This is a genomic window from Mesonia profundi (assembly GCF_031085155.1).
GTDB lineage: Bacteria > Bacteroidota > Bacteroidia > Flavobacteriales > Flavobacteriaceae > Mesonia > Mesonia profundi.
The window spans coordinates 38,558-64,324 of the sequence record NZ_JAVHUL010000013.1 but is presented as its reverse complement, the minus strand read 5'-3'; the positions used below and the strand labels follow the sequence as shown (position 1 = coordinate 64,324).

Below are 25,767 nucleotides of genomic sequence, written 5' to 3'. Positions count from 1 at the left end.
TATGAACATTAAAGACCTTATTAAAAAATATCATTCGAATAGAGACGCATACCTAAAAGCGGACTACAACGAAACTCAGCTTAGGACTGATTTTCTTGACCCATTATTTGAAATGCTTGGTTGGGATATTAAAAACTCGACTGGAAAGCCAACTAACGAACGTGAAGTCTTAGTTGAAGAAGGACTAAAAGCAGATGCTAGTTCTAACACAAAAAAGCCTGATTATACTTTTCGACTATTTTCAGAGCGAAAATTCTTTTTAGAAGCCAAAAAACCGAATGTAAAAATTGAAAACGATAACGAACCTGCAAAGCAAATACGTAGATATGGTTTTACCGCAAAACTTAAAATTTCAGTTCTATCAAATTTTGAATATTTGGCAATCTATGATTGCTCACAAAAAGTTGGAAAAGATGATGCAGTAACGAAATCTAGAATCAATCTTTATCACTATACAGAATATGAATCAGCTTTTGAGGAAATCAAAAAACAACTAAGCAACCAAGCTGTTTATTCTGGAGAATTTGATGAAACTTGGAAAGAAATTGAAGAACAGTTAAAACTTTCAAGTGTAGATGATTTATTCCTTTCCCATATTAACGAATGGCGAATCGTTTTAGGTAAAGAAATTTACTCGCATAAACCTGAACTAAGCATTGAAGAATTAAACGATATTGTTCAATCTTATATCAATAGTATCATATTTTTAAGAGTTTGTGAGGACCGAAATTTAGAAACCTATAAAACGCTTTTAAACTTTGCAGAAAATAATGATTTCGCTTCGCTCATCAAAAAATTCAAAGAAGCAGACAAAAAATATAACGCAGGTTTATTTAATCAACCGTTAACGGAAAAAGTAGTTTCTGATAGCTCTTCTGCATTTTGGGAAATCATCAAAGATTTATATTTCCCTGAAAGTACTTATTCCTTTTCAGTTTTTGCTTCGGACATTCTAGGAAACATCTATGAAATATTTCTTGGAGAACAACTAGCTATAGAAAACGGGCAAATTCTCTTAAAAAAGAAACCTGAAAATGTTGACAGAGATATTGTAACTACACCAACTTTTATCATTCAAGATATTCTAAGGCAAACAGTTGTAGAGCATTGTAAAAACAAAACTGACAAAGAAATCTTAAGCTCATCATTTGCAGATATTGCTTGTGGTTCAGGTGCATTTTTGCTGGAAACTTATCAATTATTGCAAGATACACTTGTCGATTTCTATTTGTTAAACGACCACAAAAGATTAATTCAGACAGCAATAAATACATTTAAATTGCCTTTTGCCATCAAAAGGAAAGTGTTAGAAAGTTGCATTTTTGGTATTGACAAAGATTACAATGCTGTTCAAGCCTGTAAATTTGGTTTGCTATTAAAACTTCTAGAAAATGAAGACAATGCAACAATAACAACACCTGCATTACCAACTCTTGACCAAAATATTCAGTTTGGAAACAGCCTAATTGAGACATCAGAAACAAATAAAAAAAATCAAAATGAAATAAACCCTTTTGATTTTGGTAAAACTCGTTTCGATGTTGTTGTTGGCAATCCGCCATATTTGGCTACAGAGCATATGAAAGAGTTTACACCTCTTGAATTACCCATTTACAAATCAAAATTCAATTCATCATACAAACAGTTTGACAAATACTTTCTTTTTATTGAAAGAGGTCTAGAACTCTTAAAGGAAGGTGGATATTTTGGTTATATAGTTCCAAGTAAGTTTGCGAAGGTTGGAGCTGGTAAGAAGTTGAGAGAATTACTTGTTGACAACAAAGCAATACAGCAAATAATATCCTTTGGGGCAAATCAAGTTTTTCAAAACAAAACTACTTATACTTGTCTCTTAATTCTCAAAAAAGAAAAACTAGAACAAGTCAAATATCTTGAAGTAAATTCACTCAAAAATTGGAAAACAAGAAATATTGGTTCAGAAAATTTTGACGAATTTAATATAGATTCTTTAGAAGTAGATGGTTGGGTCCTTTATCCAAGTATTTTAAAACCAATTTATACATCTATTGTTTCACAATCGAATACATTAGAGGAGCTTATTGGTTCTGAAAATATATACAATGGTATTCAAACAAGTGCCAATAACGTTTATATTCATTCGATAGAAAAAAAAGATAAAGACTTTCTTTATTTCACAAAAGACGGTATTCAATGGAAAGTTGAAGAAACTTTAACAAGACCATATTTTAAGACTTCAAGTGGAGACGATAATCTGTACACCTATCGCCCATTTTTGCCAAATTCATTTGTTATTTATCCTTATCTAAAAACCAAAAAGGGAATTGAGTTTGTAGAAATTGATGACTTAAAGGCAAACTATCCTGAAACATATAATTTTTTAAATCATTACAAGGACAAACTTGATAATGATAAACGAGACATTAAACCTGAACCTGAAACAAAAAACGAATGGTACAGATATGGCAGACATCAAAGTCTAGATAAATGTGATGTACCTGCGAAAATTATTGTTGGAGTTTTAGCACAGGGCAACAAATACGCAATTGACTACTTTGGAACTTTAATATCTTCTGGTGGTACAGCAGGTTATTGTATGATTACTTTACCTGATAACTTTCCTTATTCAATCTACTATATTCAAGCTTTATTGAACTCTAAATATTTGGAGTGGTTTTCTGCACTAATTGGAGAAGTCTTCAGAGGTGGTTATATAGCACGAGGAACAAAAGTGCTCAAAAAACTACCTATCAAGCTTATTGATTTTAAGAATAAATCAGAGAAAGATATTCACGATAAAATAGCAAAAATTCAAAAAAGATTAATTGATATTCAAGGAAAAATAGATAAAAGCAACGGAAATAAAAGGTTACTAATTCCTTTACAACGACAATTCGACAATCTAAAAACTGAATTAGACGAGACACTAAAAAATTTGTATAACTTGGGAGAAGCTGATAGCAATATCCCTTTAATTTCTGAAATTTATGCAACTCATTAAAGAAGCATCAAAAGAAAAATTAAGGGGTGGATTCTATACACCTGAACCAATTGCATCATTTGTTTTAAAATGGGCATTAAACGGTAATAAACAATTTGATATTTTAGAACCAAGTTGTGGAGATGGTGTATTCCTTGAAGAAATACAAAAAGGAGGTTACGAATACAATTCTGTAACTGCAATAGAATTTGATGAAGTTGAAGCTGAAAAGTCTAAAGAAATTGGCTTGGGCAAGACCAACGTTATTAATTCGGATTTTCACGACTTCTGTATTAATACCAAACAAAAGTTTGATTTGGTAGTCGGAAATCCGCCTTACATTCGTTACCAATATTTTGACAGAGAGCAACAAGAGTTTGCTTCACAAATTTTTAACAAAGCCAAACTAAAGTATTCTAAACTAACCAATGCTTGGGTTTCGTTTGTTGTTGGCTCTTCCCTACTTTTAAAAGAAGAAGGCAAAATTGGATTCGTGTTACCTGCCGAAATACTTCAAGTTTCGTATGCTCAACCCTTACGAGAGTTCTTGGCTCATTTTTACAACAAAATAAATATTGTTTCTTTTGAAAAGTTAGTATTTCCAGACATACAACAAGAAGTAGTCCTATTGTTGTGTGAGAAAAACAATTCTAAAACACATTTGATTGAACATTTAGAATTGAAAGATGCAGAAGAACTAGAAAAACTAGATGTATCAAAACTAAAAAGTCCAAAAAAGAAAATTGATTTCAAATCAAACAAATGGACTTTTTACTTCTTGGAACAAAACGAAATCGACTTTTTAGAAAAACTTCAAAACGACAAAATAATTCCAAGACTTAAAGAATATGCAAAAGTAGAAGTTGGAATCACAACAGGTTCAAATCCATTTTTCACAGTTCCGCTTTCTATTGTGCAATTTTACAATCTTGAAAAGTATGCAAAACCATTAGTCGGCAGAAGCGTTCAGGTTCCAAGTGCAATTTTCACAGAAAAAGACTGGATTAAAAACAGAAATTCAGAAGCAAGGACGCACTTTTTATCATTTCCAAAAATGGACGAACTAAATGGTTCTGTTGGAGCTAGAGAATATATTGCTTGGGGAGTAGAAAAGAAAATTCACAAAGGTTATAAATGCAGGATTCGTGATGAATGGCAAATTGTGCCATCACAAAGAATATCTGATGCATTGTTTATTAGGAGGAATAATAAGTATCCAAAACTCATAATCAACGAAGCAGAGGCTTTTACAACAGATACAATGCACAGAGTAACTGTAAAAGAGAAAACGAACATAAAAGCTTTGACAGCTAGTTATTATAATTCACTCTCTTTTGCGTTTGCTGAGATTTGTGGGAGAAGTCACGGTGGCGGAGTATTGGAGTTAATGCCGAACGAAGTGGGAAGAATACTCTTGCCTTACAATGAAAAGAATGCGGAATTGTTGCCAATTATTGACAAAATGATTCGTGAAAAGAAAGATATTTCGGAATTATTGAAAATTACGAATGAAAAAATATTAAAGGAAAATTACGGCTTGACAAATGAAGAAATTGAATTGGCGGATGGTATATGGAAAAAGCTATCTAACCGAAGATTGAACAGAGGGAAAAAATAGCCAATGCCAAATTGAAAATTTTTTAACTGAATTGAAAAACTAAAACAAAATTATTAATGGCAGAATCTGAATTATATTTTTACAAAGGAAACGAAGAAGTTCTAAAGAAAATAAAAGACAAATCAGACGAAAAAAGCGAATCGGCTCTTCTAAATAAAATACAAGATTCTTTCAATAAAGTTCTTGATGGAAAAAACCTGTCCTTTCTTCTGGGTTCTGGCTGTTCCTCTTATCAAATTCAGAATAAAGATGAAGAATGGGAAGAAATAGGTATACCAACAATGGCACCTCTTGCTACAAATTTTTATGCTAACATTCTGATAGAAGATGAACGAAATTGGTTGAAAAACGATGTAAAACTTGATATTACGTCAACCACATTTCAAAACAATTTAGAAACTTTTTTAGGTACGCTTCACAGTCTTATATATTTTTATGAAACCACCAATCAAAATGGAACGGACGAATTTAATAAGGTCAAAGGGATTATAGATAAAGCAAGAAATTTCCTTTTAGAACAATGTCTGAATGAGACTAAACGTAGTAATGAAGACGACATAGATTTAGTAAATCTTTATAAAATGTTTTATCGCAAACTGTTGTACAGAAATGCAAATCTTCCAAAACCAAGCATATTTACAACAAATTATGATTTATACTCTGAAATCGCACTTGACAGTTTGGGAATACATTACGTAAATGGATTTTCAGGTGGCATAAAAAAATATTTTAATCCGACCATTTTTAATTATGCACTAGCTGAAAAAATGGATTTATCACAAGGTAAATGGAGTGTTATTGATAATTTCATTTACCTATACAAAATACACGGTTCTATAAACTGGGTTCAGGACGAGGAACAAACAAAACTTTTTAGAGTAAGAGAAATTCAAGAAACAAGTTTAGAAAACCTCAAAAAAAAGGATGTTATAATGATACATCCTACACCTCTAAAACAAAATGCAAGTATGGGAAGTCCATATTCAGATTTGTTTAGAGAGTTTCAGAAAAGACTAATGAGAAATAACAACATACTTATTTCTCTTGGATATAGCTTTAGTGATGAGCATATAAACAATCTTATTTATCAAGCATTTACAATACCGTCTTTCCGATTAATCGTGTTTGGAGATTTTGCTAAAAGTGAAGAAATCAAAAAACTAAAATCACTAAATGACCCAAGAATCTGGATTGTAGGTGGTAAGTTAGAAAACGGAGAAAGTCTACATTATTTCAAAGGTTTTATTGAGCAAATATTACCGGACTTAAGTAATGACGAAATTGATGACAAAATCGATAATGCTATAAAAACTCTATTTCCAAGATAATGAATAGAGAAGATAAACAAAGAGTTATTGGTAAAGTAGTAGCAATAAATTCAGACAGATTTACTGTTGAACTATTAAGTGGAATTGATAATTTTAACATTAGTGGATTTGATGATATTCATTATTTTGCTCAACTTAACAGCTACGTTGTTCTACCCTATCAAAATTACTTTATAGTATCGGAAGTATCTGGAGTTCGAGAAAAAGAGCTAAATGTACCTTTTAGTAATCCTAAAGAACAAATTTTAAGTAAAAGCACTACTGGTAAATATCTAGAAATACTTCCTATTGGCACACTAAAACCAGTTGATGAAAATCCAGATTATTATAAATTTGAATTTGGAGTTAGCGTTTATCCTGCATTATATACAGACGTTCTTTACATAAAAGAAAAAGAGCTTGATGCCATTTTTAATGTTAAGGAACAAATTGAGATAGTTTGTGAAAAACCTAGCGAACACAAAGAAAAATGTGATTGTGAAAAGAGAAGATATAAAACGCTTTCAATTGGTACTTCCACTATATTCCCAGATTATGAAGTTAAAATTGACATAGATAAATTCTTTGCTGGTCATTCTGCTGTTTTAGGAAATACAGGAAGTGGTAAATCTTGTACAATTTCTTCAATTCTTCAGTCTATTTATAAGCTATCAAATCATAGTGCTGTAGGAAGTACATTCATTGTGTTTGATGTAAATGGCGAATACAAACAGGCTTTTAGTGAGATATCTGAAAACACAGATATTGAAGTGCAAAATTTCTGTATAGGGAGTTCAGACGAGGATGTAAAAGAATTTACACTACCTCATTGGTTTTTAACTATTGATGAATGGGCTTTACTACTTCAGGCAACAGAAAAAACTCAATTACCAATCTTAAGAAATGCACTTGGTTTGGCAGCTATTTTCAATGCTGAAGATGATGTTAGAGACCTGAAAAATCACATTTTAGCAACCTGCATTAGTGAGATTTTGAGAGATGAAACTAGTAGTCCTTCAAAAAAAGATAGAATTACTTCAATTCTACAAAAATTCAATACCGAAGAAATAAACTTATCAAAGGAATTTTCTTTTGTCGATGATGAAGGCAAAACTCATACTCGAATTCAGATTGATAGAGGATATGTTTTAGATATAAATGTTAGAAATTGTTTAACAGTTCATTTTGGCGAGATAAAAGGAATACTTCAACTCATTTCATATTTAGAACAAAAGAATAAAGATGGCTCTTCTGTTTTTATAATTGATAATTTCCAAATGCCATCTTATGAGAAATATCAAAAGTTCGATTTTAAAATTATTGAAGATGCTTTAGATTTAGCACTCTTATACGAAGAAGCTCACGGAAATAGACATATTAGAGATTATTGTTCTTCGCTAGTTACAAGAGTAAAAAGTATTAAGGATAGACCGGATTTCAATTTTCTGAAAAAAAATGATGGTAATATAAGTGATTATAAAAACAGTTTAATTGGATTAAATGAAGTAAAAAGCCAAAAACTAAAATCTAGTCAAATCACTATTATTGACATAAGTGCAGTAGAAGATGAAATAGTGGAAGTAATATCTTGTGTTATATCTCGTATAATTTACGAAAGCGTTAAGGAAATAAGGCCTCGAAATTCATATCCAGTAAATCTCATTTTAGAAGAAGCCCATAGATATATTTCACACAATCCAATGGGAACATTTCTTAAGGCAAATAAGATTTTTGATTCAATTGCTAAAGAAGGAAGAAAATTTGGACTGTTACTTTTAGTTTCATCACAAAGACCGAGTGAATTATCAAAAACGGTTCTATCTCAATGTAGTAATTTTATAGTCCACAGAATACAAAATCCAGAAGACCTTTCGCATATTCGACAAATAACGCCTCACATTTCAGAAACAATTTTGAGGAGAATGCCATCTATTCCGACTCAACACGCTTTGATTTTTGGTCATTCAGTCAATCTGCCAACAACTTTTAAGGTTCACGAAGCAAAACCATTACCGAAAAGTGATAATAATAGAATAAGCGAAAATTGGTTCAGACAAAAAAGTTTTTCATTAACAGAAAACGTCGAAACGTCAGATGAGGAAGAATAAAGAGCCAACGCTACATCAAAGTCGATTTTCAGATAAAATTAAGGTGGTCGAGTAGATGGTCAAAAAGGTGGTGCAATGGGTGGTGTAACAGGTGGTGCAATAGATGCTATAGATGCACTTACTAAAAGACAAAAAGAAGTACTTAAACTCATTGCAACCAATACTACTATTACTTATACTGAAATAGCTGAAGCTTTAGGCATCAATGAATCCCCTATTGGCAAACATATAAATGCGCTCAAAACCAAAGGGTTTTTAAAACGCCACGGTGGCACACAGGGTTATTGTGAGGTAAAGTCTAATAATTAACCTTACGAATTGTTTTCTTCAGAAATTCAGATATATTGAACTCTAAAACAATAAATTGATTTTTTGTTAAAAACTTTAACAATCTTACTATATTGTCGTTCAAATAAATAATAACAATATATGTGGTCTGATAATGAAACAACTGAAGACCTTTTAGGGTTTAAAGTACACGCAGATTTGATTGCCGAGGTAATAAATGATTCTGACTTATTACCGATAACAATGGGTGTTTTCGGCGATTGGGGTAGCGGTAAATCCAGTATACTAAAAATCTTAAGCGAACAATTAAAAGAAGAGGAAGATGGAACATTTGTACTCTATTTTAATGGTTGGCTTTTTGAGGGTTATGATGATGCTAAAGCTGCACTTTTAGAATCAATTATTAAAGAGTTCGAAGAAAATAAGAGATTTACCCCAGAAGTAAAACAAAAGGCCAAGAAGCTAATTAAGTCTGTTAATTGGATGCGTATTTTAGGTCTGGGTTTTAAAAATATTGCATTACCAGTTGCAAGTGCCTATTTAACTGAAGGAGTATCAATATTGCCTTTTTTAGCGGGAAAGCTTTCCAAAATTGATAGTTCTGATATAATCGATAAACTTAAAGGAGACGAAGCGGAAGGATTTTTGAAATCTTTGGTAAAAGATTTGCCAGAGGAAGACCCGTCTATGTTAGTTCGAGAATTTAGAGAAAACTTTAAGGAATTAATAAAGGAATCTAAAATAAGTAAGCTTGTCATAATCATAGATGACTTAGACCGATGCCAACCAGATAGGATTATTGAAAATCTTGAAGCAATTAAGCTTTTTCTCAATGTGGAGAATACTGCTTTCATAATAGGTGCAGACCCAAGAATAGTAAGAGATGCGATTTCCCATAGGTTTAAAGTTAGGGATGTTGAGCCAGGGACAGGAAATAGAATTGTTAGTGATTATTTAGAAAAGCTAATTCAAGTACCTTATAATTTACCCAAGTTGTCAGACTCTGAGGTAGAAACTTATATTTCTTTACTTATTTGCAAACGAGAACTAACTACCGAAACATTTCATACCGTACTGGAAACATTCTACGCTTATCGAGAAAATGATAGATATAGTGTTTTTGGACTGGCAAATATTAAGGGCGTAATCGGAACAGTTGAATTTGAAAAACTATCGAAGAGTCTGGGCTCACTTCCCGCCCTATCATCAATCATAACACAAAGTTTATATGGCAATCCAAGGCAAATTAAGAGATTTTTAAACACTTTTATTTTAAGGAATAGACTGGCCAAAGTCGCAAACATATCTGGATTTGATGAATCTATTTTGGCGAAATTAATGATTCTCGAATATACGGAACTTCCTTTGTTCGTCAAGTTATATGAATGGCAATCTACCAAAGACGGTAGACCGAATCAAATTTTAGAGTTGGAAACCGAGTGTTCCAAATCGTCTGAAGCGGATTTCAAAGAGTATTTGGGCAAAAGTGATTATAGCAATTGGAATAAAGATAAAGTAGTTAAATGGTTAAAAGTAGAACCTGCTTTATCAGAAATAGACTTACGTGATTATTTTTGGATTTCCAGAGATAATATCTCGTCTACTATTGCTGGCGCAAGCCTAATTCCGCCTATCATCAAATCCACATATAATAAACTGAATCAAGAAGGGCTGCCAGTTAAAGCAACAAAGGCAATAATCAAGAAAGATGTTATGTTGCTAAACGAATCGGAATTAAATCAGTTCCTTGAGTTCTCTGTAGCAATGGCGCAAAGAAATCAAGAAAGTCCCCTTTCGTATAAGCTTTTTCAATTTATGATAGAAGAAGGTGTTAGAGGTTCTGATGAGTCATATAAATATTTACTTAACTTAGTAGATTTAGCAAAAATACCACCTGCCATTGGCGTTGATTTGAGAAGTTTTAAAGAGAATCCAGTTTTGGGAGACTTTCTTTCAGAATTATTATCAACATCTAAATCTAAGGTAGCAAAGGCATTTAATAAATAAGTATGGGCACATCCAAATCATATTCAGCTTCGGTCAAAGGTCAACCCCAATGGGGCGAACTTAGTAGTGAGGTTACACGAAATTGCACAACAGCGAAGATACCAACGGACAACCTTAGAAATATAACAGGGAAATTTGTCCGAGTGGTTGGCGGTTCAAAACGAGCAGGAAGAGGTAATTCTCGAATTGCAGGTCGAAGCGGTATTAGAAATGCCAAAAATATCGGAAGATTTTTAGGTAGTTTTTCATCTAATGGTGGTAATCTTTCAGAAGCCCTAAAATCGATAGGTCTTACGGATTTAAAAAGTAAGTCAGCTGAAGATATTATTAACCATCTCATAGAATACTGTAGTGGTCCCGTATCTACTATTGACGATAGTGCTGCCAAAGAAGCCACGCGAAGATTATTGGAAGAATTAGCCGCAGGGACTGAAACCGCAGAGGATTTAGAAACATCGTTAAAATCAACCCTTGATAGTGAGTCTCTGGAAGAAGTAATAATTAAATATTTTAGCTATTATGTTTTAGAACATCTGTCAATAATGTTTTATGAAAAGCTTGTAGAAAGTAAAGGTAAAACGGAATGTTCAAGTCTTTTTAAGCAGATTAAAGACTTTATAAATTCTAGCTTAGCTGAAATGAATAAAACGAATTCCTTAGACAAAATAGATTGGGGTGGCGATGATGGAGATAGGGTAATAAAAAACATACAAGAGGATGTTTTAAAAGTATTTGAAGATGAGAATTAAAATAGAAGTTAATCCCGCAAAGGATGGGCAATTTTCGGAGACATTCTTATGCCAGGAAATAGACGGAGTGCAGAAAAAAGCACAATTGAATATTGCTCATTTTCATAATTTATATGATTTTACAAAGGAGACATCATCAGTAGGGTTTGATTTTTTTCTTATTGCTGCAATCGTATATGGCACAGACGATTTACTTTCACGAGAACTGTACTCGTATAATGGTTGGACTAGAGAGATTGAAATTGAATTTCCAGTAAAGAATATAGATTATTGGAAACTTGCTATAACTGAGCTCGAAGAAACCCTCGGCTTTTTAACAGGAGATGTATGGTCTATTACATTTAGACAAATGGAGGTAGAAGTGCTTTATTTACCTAGGAAAAACCGCAGGAAGAGTAACATACCAAAATATAATTATCCCAATATTGAGTTCGTCAGTCTATTTTCAGGCGGTCTTGACTCATTGATAGGGGTTATCAACAAATTGAATAGTCTAGATAATGGTAAAATAGGATTGCTGGTATCTCATTTTGACCCTACTTATACTGGTCCCAAAAAAGACCAAACTCTTATTTTGGAAGAATTTGAAAAAAGCTTTGACAATAAATACAAACATATTAGAGCAACCGTTGGTCTTTCCCAGAGATATATTAACGGAGATAAAATAACAAAAGATGCCAATCAGAGAAGTAGGTCAATACTATTCATTGGAATAGCGGCATATCTCTTGAACAAAGTACCAACCTCTAACACAATTTTAATTCCAGAGAATGGTACTATTTCTTTAAATCATCCTTTGACCAAATCAAGGACAAGTTCATTGAGTACTAGAACGACACACCCTTACTTTTTTAGAAAACTGCAAGAATCATTAGAAATTGTTAATTTGAATATTTCTTTAATTAACCCCTTCAAATTGGACACTAAAGGGAAGATGGTTGTTGATTGTGATAATACAACTATACTTCAGAAAACATATCCACTATCAGTTTCTTGCGGTAAAAGAGGGCACAAAGTCCATTGGGAAAATCGTAATGCCAAACAATGTGGAATTTGTATGCCTTGTATTTATAGAAGGGCAGCATTACACAAAAACAATTGGGATACGGACACTTACGGAAATGACCTATTAACGTTAACAGATATGAACAAGGCTAAGCCTGATGTAAAAGCTTTATTTGATTACCTTGGAACATCTATCAGTCTAAAAGAAATTAAACGGAATCTGCTTGTAAATGGTAGCATTGAGATTTCGAATCTGGATGCATATGCAAATTTAGTACATAATTCAAGGGTCGAAATTTTAAATTGGATTCGTGATAAAGGTAATGACCAATTGAAAAAAATACTTAAAATCCAATGATTGATGCTCATTGTCATATTGATTTATACCCAAATCCTGAAAAACTTCTCAGAGAACTGGATAAACAGGGAATTACCGTAATCTCAGTAACTAATCTTCCAAGTCATTTCGAGATGGGATTACCACATTTCAAATCTTTAAAGAAGATAAGGTTGGCATTAGGAATGCATCCACTATATGCAGAAAACCATTCCGAAGAATTTTCTGCATTTTTAAGATTGATTGATGTAACAAGTTACATTGGCGAAGTTGGTTTGGACTTTTCCAAAGAAGGGCTTTCGACTAAAGATATTCAGGTTATCAGTTTTCGCAGAATTTTAAAAGCGCTTCAAGGCAAGAAGAAAATACTTAGTATTCATTCAAGAAAGGCTGAACGAGAAGTACTTAATTGTTTAATCGATTTTCACGCAAAAGGAGCAATATTCCATTGGTATTCAGGTCCAATTAAACTTATAGTAGAAATCGCCAATGCTGGTTTTTTCTTCTCTATAAATAATGCAATGATTAAAAGTAAAGCTGGTCAAGCTAGAATTTCTAAAATTCCTCAAAATAAAATTTTGACCGAGACTGATGGGCCTTTTATAGAAATCAAAGGCAAGCCTGTTAAATCTAGTGATGTCAAGGAAATAATTATTTACCTATCTCAAATCTGGAATTGTTCCTATTCCAAAACAGATGAAATCATAAATAATAATTTTAACGTTTTACTATCTAGTATAAGATAGTTATAAGCTAAAAAGGCGATTTATCCTTTGAGCCTCTCGCATCCGCCAACCATCTGCCATTTTGCTTAACCAGTTTAAAAAGGCCCGGTGTCTTATCATAGGCTGTAGTATATTTTACCCAAGCCACGTCACCCATAATCGTATCCTGCAAAACTGTAAAGTTTGAATCATCCTTTACCGTCGCATTGAACATATTTATAGTATTCATATAATTAGAATATGCCTGTGGTGTTGAGTTGGCTTTTAAAGCTTCCTCATCTTTTTCATAAAAGCTTTCGATGACGATTTGGGCTGTGGCACTTGGTCCCGAAACTTTAGTATCAGAATCGGCACAAGAAAGGAACAGCAGTACGAGCGAGAAAACGACAATTTTTTTCATAACAGTATTAATTTGGGTTGTTAATATATCTATGTGATAGTTTCATTTCAATATTTCGTTCGCCATCCTTTTCATTCAATTCTAAAATCGCCCTACGGTCATTAGATAATGAAAATTTGGGCAATACATAAACGAAGCGCACAGTTTCACTTTCTGCAATTTTTGAAGGCAGATTGTGTTTGTACGTTGGTTCTTGATACAGGCGTTGCAACGATTTTCTTTTCCCTTTTTGTCTTGTTTCAATCGAAAGGTTTAAGAAATTCAAATCGTAATCCAAAGTAGAATTATTCTCAATCTGGATAACGAAGTAGAGTTCTTCCTTATCAAAAACAACATTTTCAACAGTCAAGACAATGCCTTGCGTTCGCTTCTTAATCCGACCGATACGCTGGTTTCTGTTAAGAAGATACGAGCAGAATTTTTGATAGTAATACGTTCTATTATCTACACGTTCTTCAGAAGATTCAGCAAGTATCGAATCGACCTTAATTGGTTTCTCATTTCCGATACTATTAGATAACGGAATGAAATAATTGAGCTTAGATAGCTGTTTTTTATATCTTACAATATACGAAAAAATTGAACCATTTCTATTGACTACCAGTAGATTACTTTCTTTGCCAGGCTTTGCTTGAAGAAGTCCAAAATACTGTTCTTTTTCACGGTTGTAGGTAAAAACAAAATTATCTGAACCGGTTATACCTTGCCGAATAGGTTCAGGGAAGAATAATGCAACGTTTTTGGTGTCGTTGGCATATATGGTATCGAGAACTGTAGTTGTTTGCGCTTTCGCGAAAGCGGAAATCAGTATCGCAAATATTAAAATTGTTGCTCTCATAATTTAGGTTTTAGAATTAATTTATAATTATTCAATACCGTAACTTTTACGTTTCGGTTGTTACGTCTGAGTACTTTGGATATACCACCAACTTGTGGTACGGTAGGAATGTTGATATCGCCAATAATATCGTCCAAGACTTCGGTGGTGGCTTCTGCTCGAAAATTGTTCTGTACATAAATACCTTCACTACCATCTGACAAATCAAAAGCTTTGAGTTTTGTAGGATGATGCTTAATGTTTTCAATTTCAATGAGTGCACGATTCGGCTGAAAGCTTATAAAACCGAAAATGGGTGTGTTCTTAGGCATTTCTTTACCATTAATCGTAGCTGTTTTGGTAAGGCGCATTCGCAATCTGGTATTCGCTTTGACTATTTGGTCGCCATCTACTACTACGTAAATTATATCATCAGTATTACCGATGATTGAAAACTCGTTGGGTTTTGGCGAAGCAGCAAAGAACAATTGATGTTCTAAGCCCAATTCTTTAGCTTCAATATTTTGTTCTCTTTTTACCTCAGTAGAATCAATTTTTGATACCGCTTTGCGAACAGTTCTTTTCTGTCCTAAGTTTTGGTATCGTTTCGATGTATATTGAATTTTGCCAGCTTCATAGATGCTATCTACAATACGCTCTTTTTCGCGTTCTGGTAAATCTGGGTCGTAGAATCCCAAGGAATCAATGAGCTTTTCATCGTAAATGCTGGGCGCGTTATTTTCACGAACTTTCTTTAAGTCATTTATAGCATCCAGTTTAGAGTCGTATTCTTTTTGGTTTTCCTCTAAATCAGGCACTAAGGTCTGTTTTAGGTTTTCAGTTTCAGTATCATCATCGCCCAATACCATTACAGAATAGGAAATCAGGAATATGAAAATCACAGCCAATACGGCAGCGAATACTATTTTATTCTTTTCAACTTTCATCGTTTAGTTTTTTTAAAGTGTTCTCGAAGTAATTTGTAATTAGAAGTCCGTGCGGATTGTTGGGAAAGTTTCGGTCAACCATAATCAGGTTTCCAGTTGAAAACAGTTCGTAGGTGTCAATTATTGAACCTCTGTTAATTTCAAAAATGGTGGTGGTTGTAAAACTATACGAGCCATTATTTTCGTTTATCCTTGAGTCAATACTCAATACTTTTTGAACCAATGAATACTGAAGCAACCTGTTGTAAACACCATCGGCTTTTTTCTGGCGGTAAAGATTGTCCACAGAACTATTGCCTAACCAAAGTGCTTTTTCCAAATTCCTTTCATAGTTACTGGCATCGATGTTATAGAAGTAGTTGTGGAACAGTTCTAAATGTGCCAGAGCTTCGACTCTAAAATTCTCTTTTTGAGTTACGAGCTTCAGGGGAATTATACTGCCATCTGTATTGATTGCAAAAGCACTATTGAGCGCTTTTTGATTTGTATTGAATACCATCCAAACTGAAAAGGTACTGGACAGTAAGGCACAGACAACAACTGCCAAAACGATAAACCGATTCAATTTTAGGACGTTATAAATATTCTTGTATGGTGTTTTCATATTCTTATTTTTAATCTGCCTTAGGCAGTAAACAATCTGAGCGTAAAGGACGTTGCTCGTTTGTACAATTTGAATTTCAGGAAAACAATAAATGCAACAGAACCTAATTGAACAACAGGCGCAAAAAAGCCTTGACCTGTATCGGTACCAAATAAGTTGACCCAGAAATTGGTGTTGATTTCCGTATAAATAGCGTTAACAAATACATTGACTAAAAAGAATGCCGGCACTAACATATATACAGCAGCATACAACTTGAAGAATGTATAAGCAAGCGAACGGAACTTTTCAAAAACAGCAAGGCTAATGACCAAAGGGAAGAACGCTTGCATTATCCCTAAAAGGAAAAAACGCTCTGCCAAAAACAACGGATAAATGAATAGGTCAAGAATCCAAAGTATAGTGCTTAGAATAAATGCCAATATCTTAAACCCATACAATGGTGTTACTAAAGCTTCGTATAAAAGGGTCATTGCTGAGCTTGCAGCATCAAAAAGACTTACGTCTTCCTCTAAAGGAATGTCCTGCATTTGTAATGGTAATAACGCAGGTGCTGTGCCCCTATACTGCCCTTCGATGGCTACCAATATCCCATCAAAGAACCCTAACACCTGCGTTGAGAAAATTACTAATATGACAATGGCAAAATTCTTCATCAAGTCCCCTGGGCTCAATCCCCAAGTATAACCGTCTTTATCCGCAACACCTTCATTGTACTTTTTCAGGATGTTAACCAAAAAAAATAGGACAGCGAGCGTTTTCATTCCGGCAATAGTGTATTGCGAGAAGTTGCTGCTCTGTATGGTCTGGAATACCGCATCGATGTATTCCAACCCAATCCCTAAAAGTATAGTTGCGGTCATTTTTAGTAATCTGTTTCTCGGTTATTTACTTTATCCTGCATTTTTCTGAAAGAAATAATATCTCGATACCGTTTTGTTTTAGTGGTAATGGTAGAAACCATTTGTTTCGATTCTTGCTCTTTAACTTTGAGTATTTCGGCACGTTCGGCGTCGCTCATTTTTAGATAATCGCTGGATAAAACTTCATCAATAAAATCTACCGTTTCTAATGAGTTTTGGACTATTGCATCGAACGATTCCATAACTCTTGAAACTTCATTGGGTTTGATGTAGGGCGAGTTTAAAATGTCCTGTAAATCATTTTGCATTACATTGATAAGGCGCTGATTGTTGTCTGCAATTTCTTGGACAGCGTTGAGTTGTTGAACTACGCTTGATACTTGCTCGATGGCTTCTTTAGCATCCTTTAGGAATTTTACAGACTTAATCATTTGAGCGGTCTGTTTACCTGATTCCAATAGTTGTTTTACCAAACTGATAAAATTGGTATTGTCATAAGTGGGCATTCCTTGTGCGGTAGCATTTCCCGACATAAATAAGGTCAAGGCTACTGTCATTACTAAAATTTTGATTTTTGTCTTCATAATATTATGTTTTAGATGTGAATTGAATTATTGCTTTTTGCATATCGTTATGCTCGTTGTAGAGCTTCATTATCTCTTCGTTTTCCTGTCCATCGGTCAGGTAAGCTGCATATACTTCCTTCGGAACTTCAAGACGGAATATGTTACTTTCCCTACCGATTTTAATAAACATTTCGGTGTACTTCCGTGGTCCGGAAAGGTTGTTTTTGATGGACTTTAATTGGTTTAAATCGTGGCTTGAAAGGTTGAGTCTTTTAACCAGTTCGTCATAACCTTTTTCATTGTTAAGGCTGTAAATGACCTGCGTATTTTCCAATATGCTGGCTGAAGTTGAATTGTTAGGCAATTGATTAATGGATTGTAGAATAATCCCAATCGCACCGTTTTGTTTACGTATGGCTTGATAGTAAAATTCTACGCTTTCCAGAACATTTTCAAACTTCAGTTGCTTGGCAAACTCGTCGAAAAGGATGATACCTTTTTCAGCCCTATTTTTCCAAATGGTTCTTTGGATGGCTGACTTAATCAGCTTCAACATTACGGACAAAATTTCCTTATTGTCTTTTACTTCATCCAGTTCAAAAACAATCAATCGTTTGTCCTCAATCTTGTAGGTCTGGTCTTCGCTTACTTCAAACAGAAAACTATATAGACCATCACCGACGTATTCAGACATTACGTGCAAAAAGCTCGTGACATTGAAGTAGTCGGGATGGATTTTTAAGGTGTCCAGAAGGTCTTTCTGATTCCTTTCTATAAAGCTGTAAAAACCATCTAACGAGTGATTTTCAGAAGTACTATCGTAATAGTGGCGAAGTATCTTTTTAACTGATACCGATTGGGCTTTTGTAACTTTTAAATCTGAAGCAAAGAGTTCAAACAGGAACACCGATAAGTCTTCCAAACGTTCCGGTGTGAGGTCATTTGTATCACTTATGTAAAATGGATTGATGCCTAAGTTCTTTCCGCTTTCGTAGCGCAGCACCGTATATTTTTCAGGATAAAGTTTGGCGAATTTGGTGTATGAACCACCCAAGTCGATAATAACCAAACGAACGCCACTTTCAAAATATTGACGTAGAATGTTATTGGCCAAAAAGGATTTGCCCTCGCCAGTTGGTGCAAAAATGGCAAAGTTTCGTGCCTTGATGCGTTTCTTCTTTTCATCCCAGACATCCTTCAGTACAGGAATGTTATGCTCACGGTCATTAAAGATGATTCCGGTGTTATCGCTTTTATAATTGGTATTATTGATAAACAGGCAAAGTGCGTGTTTTAAATCGGTTACGTATAAATCGTTGTTTGAGAAATTGGACGAGAAGCAACAGTAACTGTTCAGTATATAATTTTTACGTTCTTCGCCTCTTGGATAATAAGGGATGATATCCAATTCTTTAAATTCAGTCTTGATTTTTGAAGTTATCTTGTCAAGCTCTTTGGCTTCCTTTGCCCAATACACTATGTTAAAATGACCACGAATGATTCTGGCATTATCATCGGCATTGATTTGGTCAAGGATGTGTTGGATTTTCCCCAGAACCACTTTGTTCTGTGAACCGAAATTGGAACTCTTGTTGAGTTCTTCAATCTTCTTATCCAGTAGTTTGCGCCACTTTTGTTTGTCGTCCAAATAAATAATCTGATTAACAATATGATTTTCATTAAGCGTAAGCCCTAAGCCATCAACAAACCCTTGATGAAACACAAAATCGTCAGAAGTGAATTTCTCATTGGTTTTGCTACTCTGTACACTTTCGCCAAAGCACAGTTCGCTATTGATGGCAAGGGCATCAAAATGGTTTTCGCCAATATTGACGCTTTTTTTGTCCAGTAAAATATCGGTATCATAGCCTTCATTAAAACCGTTGAAGTAACTGTTTGTGAGGTGCTGTATTTCTTTGGCTTTAAGCGAAACAAAATCCATCTTTCGGCTATTGTTGATGAAGGAAACCGAATCGCTTACCGAGTTGGCGAAACTCTTAATATTGTCATCCAGTTCCTGTACGATTCCCTTTGAAACTTTTCTGAAGGGATTGACGTATTTCGAGTTGTTAAGCGCCTTGTTTTTGGTCAAGATGAAGAATAAATAACATTTGTGCTCAATATGTCCACGCCCTTTAAAATGCTTGTGAGTAGCTTTTTCGAGAAAAGTTGTATTCGGAAGTTGTTCCGAAGTATAAGATTTCTTCAGGTATATATCCTGTTTGTGAACCACGGTTCCCACAGGCAGCGACTTCAAAGCCTGAAACCAAGCACCGTGCATATCTTCAAAATCCTTTTCTGAAAGCGAATAGATTTCCGGTAAATTTCCTTTATAGCACAAGACTACGTTGCCATTATTGGCAAATACGATATTGTTCTGAATATCTACAATGGGTTGATATGACGAAAGGTTAATCTTGTTCATAATCGAAGCCAGAGTTTCTTTTGTTACTAATGATTTGCGGAAATGCCTTTGCCATTTGGAAAAGCTGTGGATTGTGGGCTATCCGTGTCAGCGCCACATAGAGGGAAGCATTGAAAACCAACACACCTATTATTATCCCAAAGCTGAAAGAGAAAATGATGATAAGCAAAGAAGCCAAAATGGATACCATCATCAAGGCAAACAGGGAAATAGGCAGTCCAAAAATGACCGCCCTTTTCCTGATGTTTTTATAGACCTCGAACCGTTTCATTTATACAACGATTCCTATTAGGTAAGTAAAGATTCCGACTACTGCACCTGCAATCAATACAAATACTAAAACTCGGGTAATCCCCTTTTTTAAATCTGCATTTTCCCCAAAAAAATGTCCTGCGTTGAACAGGAAACCTACAAGGAAGATTACACCGAGTAGTATTGGAAAAATAGTTCGGATAGTGTCGCCAACATCATTAACGGAATCTTCAATGCCACCAATTTGAGCAAAAAGCGAAGTGGATAAGAGCGAAAGAATGGATGCTAAATAGAGTGATTTTTTCATATCGGAAAAGTTTAAATTTTTAGTTCATTTTCGTTATTGGAAATTTACATATATTTGAACATAAATAACTGAAAATCAAATATTTGTGAATAAAATATTATTTGATGTTGATTGAATTCCGTTGCTATTATTTGACATCAAATCCTATGGAATTTTGAAGTGAAGTTGTTGATAACCCGAAAATTGAAAATGAAAAAAGTGCTCAAAAACGTCAGTTTTGTGATTTTGCTCTTAAAAATCTGTATCATTTTTGGACAGGAAACAGCCATTCAAAAAAGAATAATTATTGATGTTGGACACGGTGGAAAAGATTCTGGTGCGATAGGTGTAAATGGTATCCAAGAAAAAGATGTTGTACTTGATATTGTAAATGAGATTTTAAAGCTAAATAACGAATTGGATAAGCCTCTGGATATTTATTTGACCAGGTATAAAGACACACTTATTTCATTATCGGATAGAACCAAACTTGCTCAGCTTCTAAAAGCTGATTTGTTTGTGTCTTTGCATTGTAATCATTCGGATAATCCGAATGCTAGGGGTGTTGAAGTTTACGTGACAAATGCAGAATCCAAATATTCAGATGATTCTACTTGGTTTGCTTTTCAAGTGCAAGCCGTACTCAATAAAGAATTGGGATATGAAAGTAGAGGTGTCAAGTTCGCGAATTTTCAGGTACTTCGAGAAACGGTTGATGTTTGCACTTCTGTGCTTATAGAATTAGGGTTTTTGAGTAATAAAGATGAAGGCAAGTATATTTCAAATTCTAACAATATCCAATTGATTGCCACAGCCATTTTGTTATCTATACAAAACTAATACTATTATGAAAGACCTATTTTTAGAATTAACAAAGAGTTTAAAAGCGATTGTAATCCAATTTATTTCTGAAGTGATTTTCTTATATAAGTCTTTCAGAAATTAGATTATTTCCGCATAACACCCGCTATCTTATTTAAGACAACCAACTAAAAGTTAGAGCAGAATAGAATTTAATATTTAAGTATTTGCTTAAATAAGTAATTAACTGAATCTTTGCTCGTCTAAAGCATTAATATGAAACTAGAAATATCCTGTACAAGAGCTGAGGCTGACCATAAGCAGTTACTAAACTGTAGAACTACCATTGACGGTATGGCTAATGGTTTCGATAAAATATCGAAACTACTATCCATTTCAGGTAATGAGGTGCGCTTAAAAATCCTATTCTTATTAAATATGGAAAATGAACTATGTCCTTGCGATTTATCTGATATTTTAGGTATGAGTGTGCCAGCAGTTTCACAGCATATACGAAAAATGAAAGATGCAGGTATTATAAGCTCAAGGAGAGAAGGGCAAACCTTATACTATTCATTGAACGAGGATGAGACGGATATTCTGAATAGTATTTTTAAGTCAATCAAATTAGAAAGAAAAATAGCATAAATTTTATAACAATGAACACAGAAAGAACCTCAAAAAATGTAGCCTACACAGGTTTGTTTGCTGCTGTAGCCGCATCATCCTGTTGTATTCCACCAGTTATCGCATTAATTGCTGGAATTGGAGGGAGTGCATCCGCTTTATCTTGGATGGAACCTTTTAGACCCTATTTAATTGGTGTCGCTATCATAGCAATTGGTTATGCGTGGTATGATTATCTAAAACCTAAAAAAGCAGATGATTGCTGTGAAATAGATGCAAAGCCAAAGTGGTTTCAAACTAAAGGGTTTTTAATAGGAATTACATTATTTGCGGCTATCTCAATAAGCTTTCCATACTACTCTCATATTTTTTATCCAGTTAATAAAAAAGAAGTGGTTATAGTGAATCAATCCAATATTCAAACGGTAAATTTTGATGTAAAAGGGATGACTTGTGCTTCTTGCGAACAACACATTACGCACGCTGTTAATGAATTAGAGGGTATTGTAAATGTAAATGCTTCCTATGAAAAAGCTAACGCAAAAGTAGAATTCGATAATTCGAAAACTACTAAAGAGGATATAGAAAAAGCAATTAATTCTACAGGCTATAAAGTAACCTACAAAGAAGAAAACTAATGGAAGTCCAATTAAAATCAGAAATTACCTGCCCAAACTGCGGACATAAAAAAGTAGAGGATATGCCAACAAAAGCTTGTCAGTTTTTCTACGAATGTGAGAATTGTAAAACGGTTCTAAAACCAAATGAAGGGGATTGCTGTGTTTATTGCAGTTATGGGACAGTTTCTTGTCCACCAATTCAAGAAAACAACAGTTGTTGTTAAGTAAATAGGTTTTAAATGACCATCCATTAAACAAGCGCCAATTTGAAAAATAGTATTCTAAAATTTACTTCCGCTTATCCCCAGCTTTTGTATCAAAAGCAATCAAATTAAACAGTTCGCGCATTCTACTACGAACACGGTTTCCATACCGTTCTTCCAGTTCTTCAGCATTTAGGTTTGTAGTAGCGTGGGTTTTGACTTTGTGTTTGGTCTCAAGGTAAAGTTCGTATCGGGAAAGTAATACTTCGCCCATCACATTCAAATCTTTACCATAGAATCGTCCTGCAGGTTCAATGCCTAAATCATCAAAGCAGTAGAATTTGGTGCTGCCATAATCCTCAATGGTTTTAAAGCCTAGATGGTTAAAGCTAAAAGCAACATTCCTGCACGGAATCATTTCATAAGGTCGTTGCATTGGCACGATATATCGCAATAGTTTCATCAAAGTGGTCTTTCCACATCCCACAAGCCCGGATAAAAGAATACCCTTGTTAGTGTCGATATCATCTTTCAGGCAATTTTCTTTGTCCTTGATGAAATAGTGACATAGTTTGCGGATGATAACCGTGTCCTCATCATAGATTCTAAATTGTTTGCCAAAGAGCAACTTTCCCTTTGCATCCAAATAAATCAGGATTTTATCAAAATCGTATAACACGCTTTTACCATCAAACTTTCCAAGCGAATATTCCACGCCACCTTCGGTAATTTTAGAGGGGTTGTCCATAATCTTTGTTTTTAGTGGTACGCAAGTTGTCCTTAATATGGGACGGTTGCTTTGTGTTTGGTTTGTTTTCCTCATTGAATAATTCAGTTCTGTCCATCCAGTTTTTAGCCAAAGCTTGCCAATCTCGTATCGGTTTTCCGTCGCTTGTTTTCCAATCGTTCGATTCGTAGTGGTCGAAGAATTTTTTTCCTTCATCAGCATCAAAACCTTTTTCTTCAAAAAAAATAAAAACGGCCTGCCTGCCCTTTGGTTGTTTTATATTGTTTACTTGTTTGGTATTGTTTATAGTAGATACCAATGCTTGTCCACTCACGGGACGGTGCGAGTCCATTACTTGTCCATTTGTGGTATGGTGTTGGTACACTACTGGTTCATTTCTGGGATGGTAGTGTCCCGCAAGTTGTTCTAATATGGGACTGTACCGTCCCACATCAGGCTCATCACTTGTCCCAATTATGGCCATCTTGATTTTACTGCCTTTGTAAGGATTGTTGGAAGGGAAGTATGATAGATAATTCCAAGAGTCCAAATCCGTAACGCATCTGTGATAGGTTGATTTAGAACCAATTTTGGCAGCCCTCATTAAATCTCTGCGGTTCACATAAAATTCGTCCGCAAATCGGCTACTATTCCATTCTTGAAATAATGCCATATACAGGGTTATGTGCGTGGGATTGAGGCGGTCATCAAAATAGAACGTTGAAAAAGCCGCATTGAGTAGCTTTATATAGTTCATCGCTTAAGAATTTATGCTGTGTTGAACGCGGTTGGCGTTCATCACATTTTGGATTTCCTCTGCATCATAGTAAATGATTCCGCCAACTTTTGTGTAGGGCAACGTACCATTGATACGCAGATTTTGAAGTGTTCCTGGACTTACTTGTAGTAAATCCATAACCTCGGAAGATTTAAGATATTTCTTCAGTTTTCCAGTAGCTTGCTTGGAAAGAAGGTTTTTGATGTCATCGAGCAATTCCATTTTGAATTCCCGAAGGTCGTCTGTAGTAATTATTGATGTCGGCATAATAGAACGGTTTTAATAGTAAGAGACTATCGCATCGCTGTCAAGTAATTTGATAGCCTCTGACCTGATTTGACTTTCGTTCTACAAAATTGAGATAGTTTGATGGATTTTATTCACAAGATGCGGCTACTTGGGTATTTTTTCTCTCTCATTTTCAATGTAATACAATAGAGGGTTTTGGTACTTTCCCAAAAAATACCACATCTAAAAACCACCAAAAAAAATGATTTTTCCCTCAAAACGAGAAACACCCAAGTTGAAGCATCTTGGGTGTTTTATTTTATGTTATCAGTATCATCCATCCTTTTGGTCAACTGCTTTTTCAGTATATCCAAAAATTTGGTTCTACCATTTTTACGCATTCGTATTTCCAGAAAAGCTCTGTAATAATCGCCCAAGTCCACTTTAAACGTTTTTTCAACAAAATAGGCAATATCTTTAATGTCAACAGTACCATTATTTATGACATCTGTGCTGTGCAAAGCGTATATCAGTTCAATTAAATATATTTTGTGGGCTGTCCAGGTAATTTTGGTTTTACTTTGTAACAATCTTAAACTTGCATAATTTCCATTATTTTCCAATTTATCAATTTCCCGTTTTAAGTGTACAATCAAAAGGTCGTAGGCTAAAATTGTGGCTACGGTACTATCGTGGCTTGTTGCAAATTGTTCATCTACAAAAAAGTGAAATGAATCCGGGAATAACCGAATATCTGCCTTGCCTCTCAAAAAATATTGTTCATCAAATACAGTTGCTTCCCTACGGTAATAATGGTAAAAATCGAGATTGTCGTTAAAATAAGTTTGAAGTTTTTCAATATAATTGTTCAAATATTTTACTTGAGATTTATTACTTCCCCTCGGTCTTTTACCTTCAATATTAAATAGTTTTACATAATAGATGAGTTTGCTATAAATTTTCGGTTTAGTACATTTAAAGAAATGTATTTCCTCTGATTTGGTTTTAAATTCATAGTCAACTATGATACTTCTAACTTTCTTAAGGGTTTGCTTTGCAAGTTTAATCCCTTTTTCAGCTCTCACTAAAATATCTTCTTCTTCTATTTCAAGAACATTTAATTCAGAGTCTAATTTTTTTAATATGTCGTCGTAATTTGTTGTCATTTATTTTCGGTATCATTATTACCGTTTCATATTTTGCAAAAACGTTGCATTCAAAATTATAAGTAACGTTAAATTGGGAAAGTTAAAACCAGTCAATTTATCCTTCACAACTCTTGCATATTTTATAGCTATGCTAAATATTTTCTTTAATTTTTATTAATCACTTAAACAGATATAAAATACTTTAGGAACTGCAAGAACAGTACAAAGCAGATTAACAGGATAACAACGATTAGAATACCAATCCAAATTATTTTATCTTTTTTGGTAATGCTATTTTTTACAGCTGGTACTTTATTGTCTTTTTTTTTTCGTCTATCTCGTCTATTTTCTAACATAGAATATCATTTTTGC

25 protein-coding genes are annotated in these 25,767 nt (G+C 34.2%); 13 read left to right on the top strand and 12 right to left on the bottom strand.

Annotated elements, in window-relative coordinates; all coding sequences use genetic code 11:
* Position 1 precedes the first annotated feature (1 nt).
* The 9 genes from RBU60_RS06665 to qatD all read left to right on the top strand — a co-directional run bounded on the left by RBU60_RS06665 (position 2) and on the right by qatD (position 13,124).
* Entirely contained in the window at positions 2–2,980 is a 2,979-nt protein-coding gene (locus RBU60_RS06665) for an Eco57I restriction-modification methylase domain-containing protein (protein WP_308863962.1), read from the top strand.
* The gene (locus RBU60_RS06660) at positions 2,967–4,577 is read left to right on the top strand and encodes a class I SAM-dependent methyltransferase (RefSeq protein WP_308863961.1); all 1,611 of its coding nucleotides are present in this window, start codon (positions 2,967–2,969) and stop codon (positions 4,575–4,577) included. The genes RBU60_RS06665 and RBU60_RS06660 overlap by 14 nt, the downstream gene beginning before the upstream one ends.
* A 56-nt stretch (positions 4,578–4,633) precedes the next feature.
* A complete protein-coding gene (locus RBU60_RS06655) occupies positions 4,634–5,905 on the top strand; it encodes an SIR2 family protein (protein WP_121666345.1) in 1,272 nt (423 codons plus the stop codon).
* The gene (locus tag RBU60_RS06650) at positions 5,905–7,992 is read left to right on the top strand and encodes an ATP-binding protein (protein WP_308863960.1); all 2,088 of its coding nucleotides are present in this window, start codon (positions 5,905–5,907) and stop codon (positions 7,990–7,992) included. Before RBU60_RS06655 ends, RBU60_RS06650 begins: the two co-directional genes overlap by 1 nt.
* Positions 7,993–8,067: 75 nt before the next feature.
* On the top strand, positions 8,068–8,301 hold the full coding sequence (locus RBU60_RS06645; protein WP_308863959.1) for a LexA family protein: 234 nt from the start codon (positions 8,068–8,070) through the stop codon (positions 8,299–8,301).
* A 120-nt stretch (positions 8,302–8,421) separates the two neighbouring features.
* The gene (locus tag RBU60_RS06640; protein WP_308863958.1) at positions 8,422–10,287 is read left to right on the top strand and encodes a KAP family P-loop NTPase fold protein; all 1,866 of its coding nucleotides are present in this window, start codon (positions 8,422–8,424) and stop codon (positions 10,285–10,287) included.
* Positions 10,288–10,289: 2 nt separating this feature from the next.
* Entirely contained in the window at positions 10,290–11,036 is a 747-nt protein-coding gene (locus RBU60_RS06635; RefSeq protein WP_308863957.1) for a hypothetical protein, read from the top strand.
* Positions 11,026–12,399, top strand: a complete 1,374-nt coding sequence (qatC, locus tag RBU60_RS06630) for a Qat anti-phage system QueC-like protein QatC (protein WP_308863955.1) — start codon at positions 11,026–11,028, stop codon at positions 12,397–12,399. The genes RBU60_RS06635 and qatC overlap by 11 nt, the downstream gene beginning before the upstream one ends.
* Entirely contained in the window at positions 12,396–13,124 is a 729-nt protein-coding gene (gene qatD / locus RBU60_RS06625) for a Qat anti-phage system TatD family nuclease QatD (protein ID WP_121666339.1), read from the top strand. The genes qatC and qatD overlap by 4 nt, the downstream gene beginning before the upstream one ends.
* 7 nt (positions 13,125–13,131) lie before the next feature.
* Here the strand turns inward: qatD and RBU60_RS06620 are convergent, their stop codons facing one another.
* The 8 genes from RBU60_RS06620 to RBU60_RS06580 all read right to left on the bottom strand — a co-directional run bounded on the left by RBU60_RS06620 (position 13,132) and on the right by RBU60_RS06580 (position 20,284).
* Complete coding sequence (locus RBU60_RS06620; protein ID WP_308863954.1) at positions 13,132–13,503, bottom strand: hypothetical protein; 372 nt, start codon at positions 13,501–13,503, stop codon at positions 13,132–13,134.
* A 7-nt stretch (positions 13,504–13,510) separates the two neighbouring features.
* Entirely contained in the window at positions 13,511–14,341 is an 831-nt protein-coding gene (locus RBU60_RS06615) for a DUF4138 domain-containing protein (protein WP_308863953.1), read from the bottom strand.
* On the bottom strand, positions 14,338–15,267 hold the full coding sequence (gene traM, locus RBU60_RS06610; protein ID WP_308863952.1) for a conjugative transposon protein TraM: 930 nt from the start codon (positions 15,265–15,267) through the stop codon (positions 14,338–14,340). The genes RBU60_RS06615 and traM overlap by 4 nt, the downstream gene beginning before the upstream one ends.
* On the bottom strand, positions 15,257–15,871 hold the full coding sequence (locus tag RBU60_RS06605) for a conjugal transfer protein TraK (protein WP_308863951.1): 615 nt from the start codon (positions 15,869–15,871) through the stop codon (positions 15,257–15,259). The genes traM and RBU60_RS06605 overlap by 11 nt, the downstream gene beginning before the upstream one ends.
* Before the next feature lie 20 nt (positions 15,872–15,891).
* The gene (locus tag RBU60_RS06600) at positions 15,892–16,734 is read right to left on the bottom strand and encodes a hypothetical protein (protein WP_116769713.1); all 843 of its coding nucleotides are present in this window, start codon (positions 16,732–16,734) and stop codon (positions 15,892–15,894) included.
* Positions 16,735–16,736: 2 nt separating this feature from the next.
* The gene (locus tag RBU60_RS06595) at positions 16,737–17,318 is read right to left on the bottom strand and encodes a conjugal transfer protein (protein WP_308863950.1); all 582 of its coding nucleotides are present in this window, start codon (positions 17,316–17,318) and stop codon (positions 16,737–16,739) included.
* A 4-nt stretch (positions 17,319–17,322) separates the two neighbouring features.
* Positions 17,323–19,725, bottom strand: coding sequence for a TraG family conjugative transposon ATPase (locus RBU60_RS06590; protein WP_308863948.1), 2,403 nt, complete (start codon positions 19,723–19,725; stop codon positions 17,323–17,325).
* A gap of 271 nt (positions 19,726–19,996) precedes the next feature.
* The gene (locus RBU60_RS06580; RefSeq protein WP_308863947.1) at positions 19,997–20,284 is read right to left on the bottom strand and encodes a hypothetical protein; all 288 of its coding nucleotides are present in this window, start codon (positions 20,282–20,284) and stop codon (positions 19,997–19,999) included.
* Positions 20,285–20,473: 189 nt separating this feature from the next.
* On the opposite strand from RBU60_RS06580, the gene RBU60_RS06575 reads away from it, so the two are divergent.
* From RBU60_RS06575 to RBU60_RS06560, 4 genes are all read left to right on the top strand, one after another.
* Positions 20,474–21,103: an N-acetylmuramoyl-L-alanine amidase family protein gene (locus tag RBU60_RS06575; protein WP_308863946.1), complete on the top strand. Its 630-nt coding sequence runs from the start codon at positions 20,474–20,476 to the stop codon at positions 21,101–21,103.
* Between the two features lie 237 nt (positions 21,104–21,340).
* Positions 21,341–21,712 carry an ArsR/SmtB family transcription factor gene (locus tag RBU60_RS06570; RefSeq protein WP_178987135.1) on the top strand — a complete coding sequence of 124 codons (372 nt, stop codon included), beginning with the start codon at positions 21,341–21,343 and terminating at the stop codon, positions 21,710–21,712.
* An 11-nt stretch (positions 21,713–21,723) separates the two neighbouring features.
* Positions 21,724–22,329: a mercuric transport protein MerTP gene (gene merTP / locus RBU60_RS06565; protein ID WP_308863944.1), complete on the top strand. Its 606-nt coding sequence runs from the start codon at positions 21,724–21,726 to the stop codon at positions 22,327–22,329.
* Positions 22,329–22,535: a GDCCVxC domain-containing (seleno)protein gene (locus RBU60_RS06560; RefSeq protein ID WP_076547097.1), complete on the top strand. Its 207-nt coding sequence runs from the start codon at positions 22,329–22,331 to the stop codon at positions 22,533–22,535. Before merTP ends, RBU60_RS06560 begins: the two co-directional genes overlap by 1 nt.
* 64 nt (positions 22,536–22,599) lie before the next feature.
* Here RBU60_RS06560 and RBU60_RS06555 read toward each other — a convergent pair whose 3' ends face one another.
* From RBU60_RS06555 to RBU60_RS06540, 4 genes are all read right to left on the bottom strand, one after another.
* Positions 22,600–23,262, bottom strand: a complete 663-nt coding sequence (locus RBU60_RS06555; RefSeq protein WP_308863943.1) for an ATP-binding protein — start codon at positions 23,260–23,262, stop codon at positions 22,600–22,602.
* On the bottom strand, positions 23,246–23,998 hold the full coding sequence (locus tag RBU60_RS06550; protein WP_076547099.1) for a hypothetical protein: 753 nt from the start codon (positions 23,996–23,998) through the stop codon (positions 23,246–23,248). Before RBU60_RS06550 ends, RBU60_RS06555 begins: the two co-directional genes overlap by 17 nt.
* 3 nt (positions 23,999–24,001) lie before the next feature.
* The gene (locus RBU60_RS06545) at positions 24,002–24,286 is read right to left on the bottom strand and encodes a helix-turn-helix domain-containing protein (RefSeq protein ID WP_076547100.1); all 285 of its coding nucleotides are present in this window, start codon (positions 24,284–24,286) and stop codon (positions 24,002–24,004) included.
* 275 nt (positions 24,287–24,561) lie between these two features.
* Positions 24,562–25,413, bottom strand: coding sequence for an RteC domain-containing protein (locus RBU60_RS06540; RefSeq protein WP_117158433.1), 852 nt, complete (start codon positions 25,411–25,413; stop codon positions 24,562–24,564).
* Positions 25,414–25,767 lie beyond the last annotated feature (354 nt).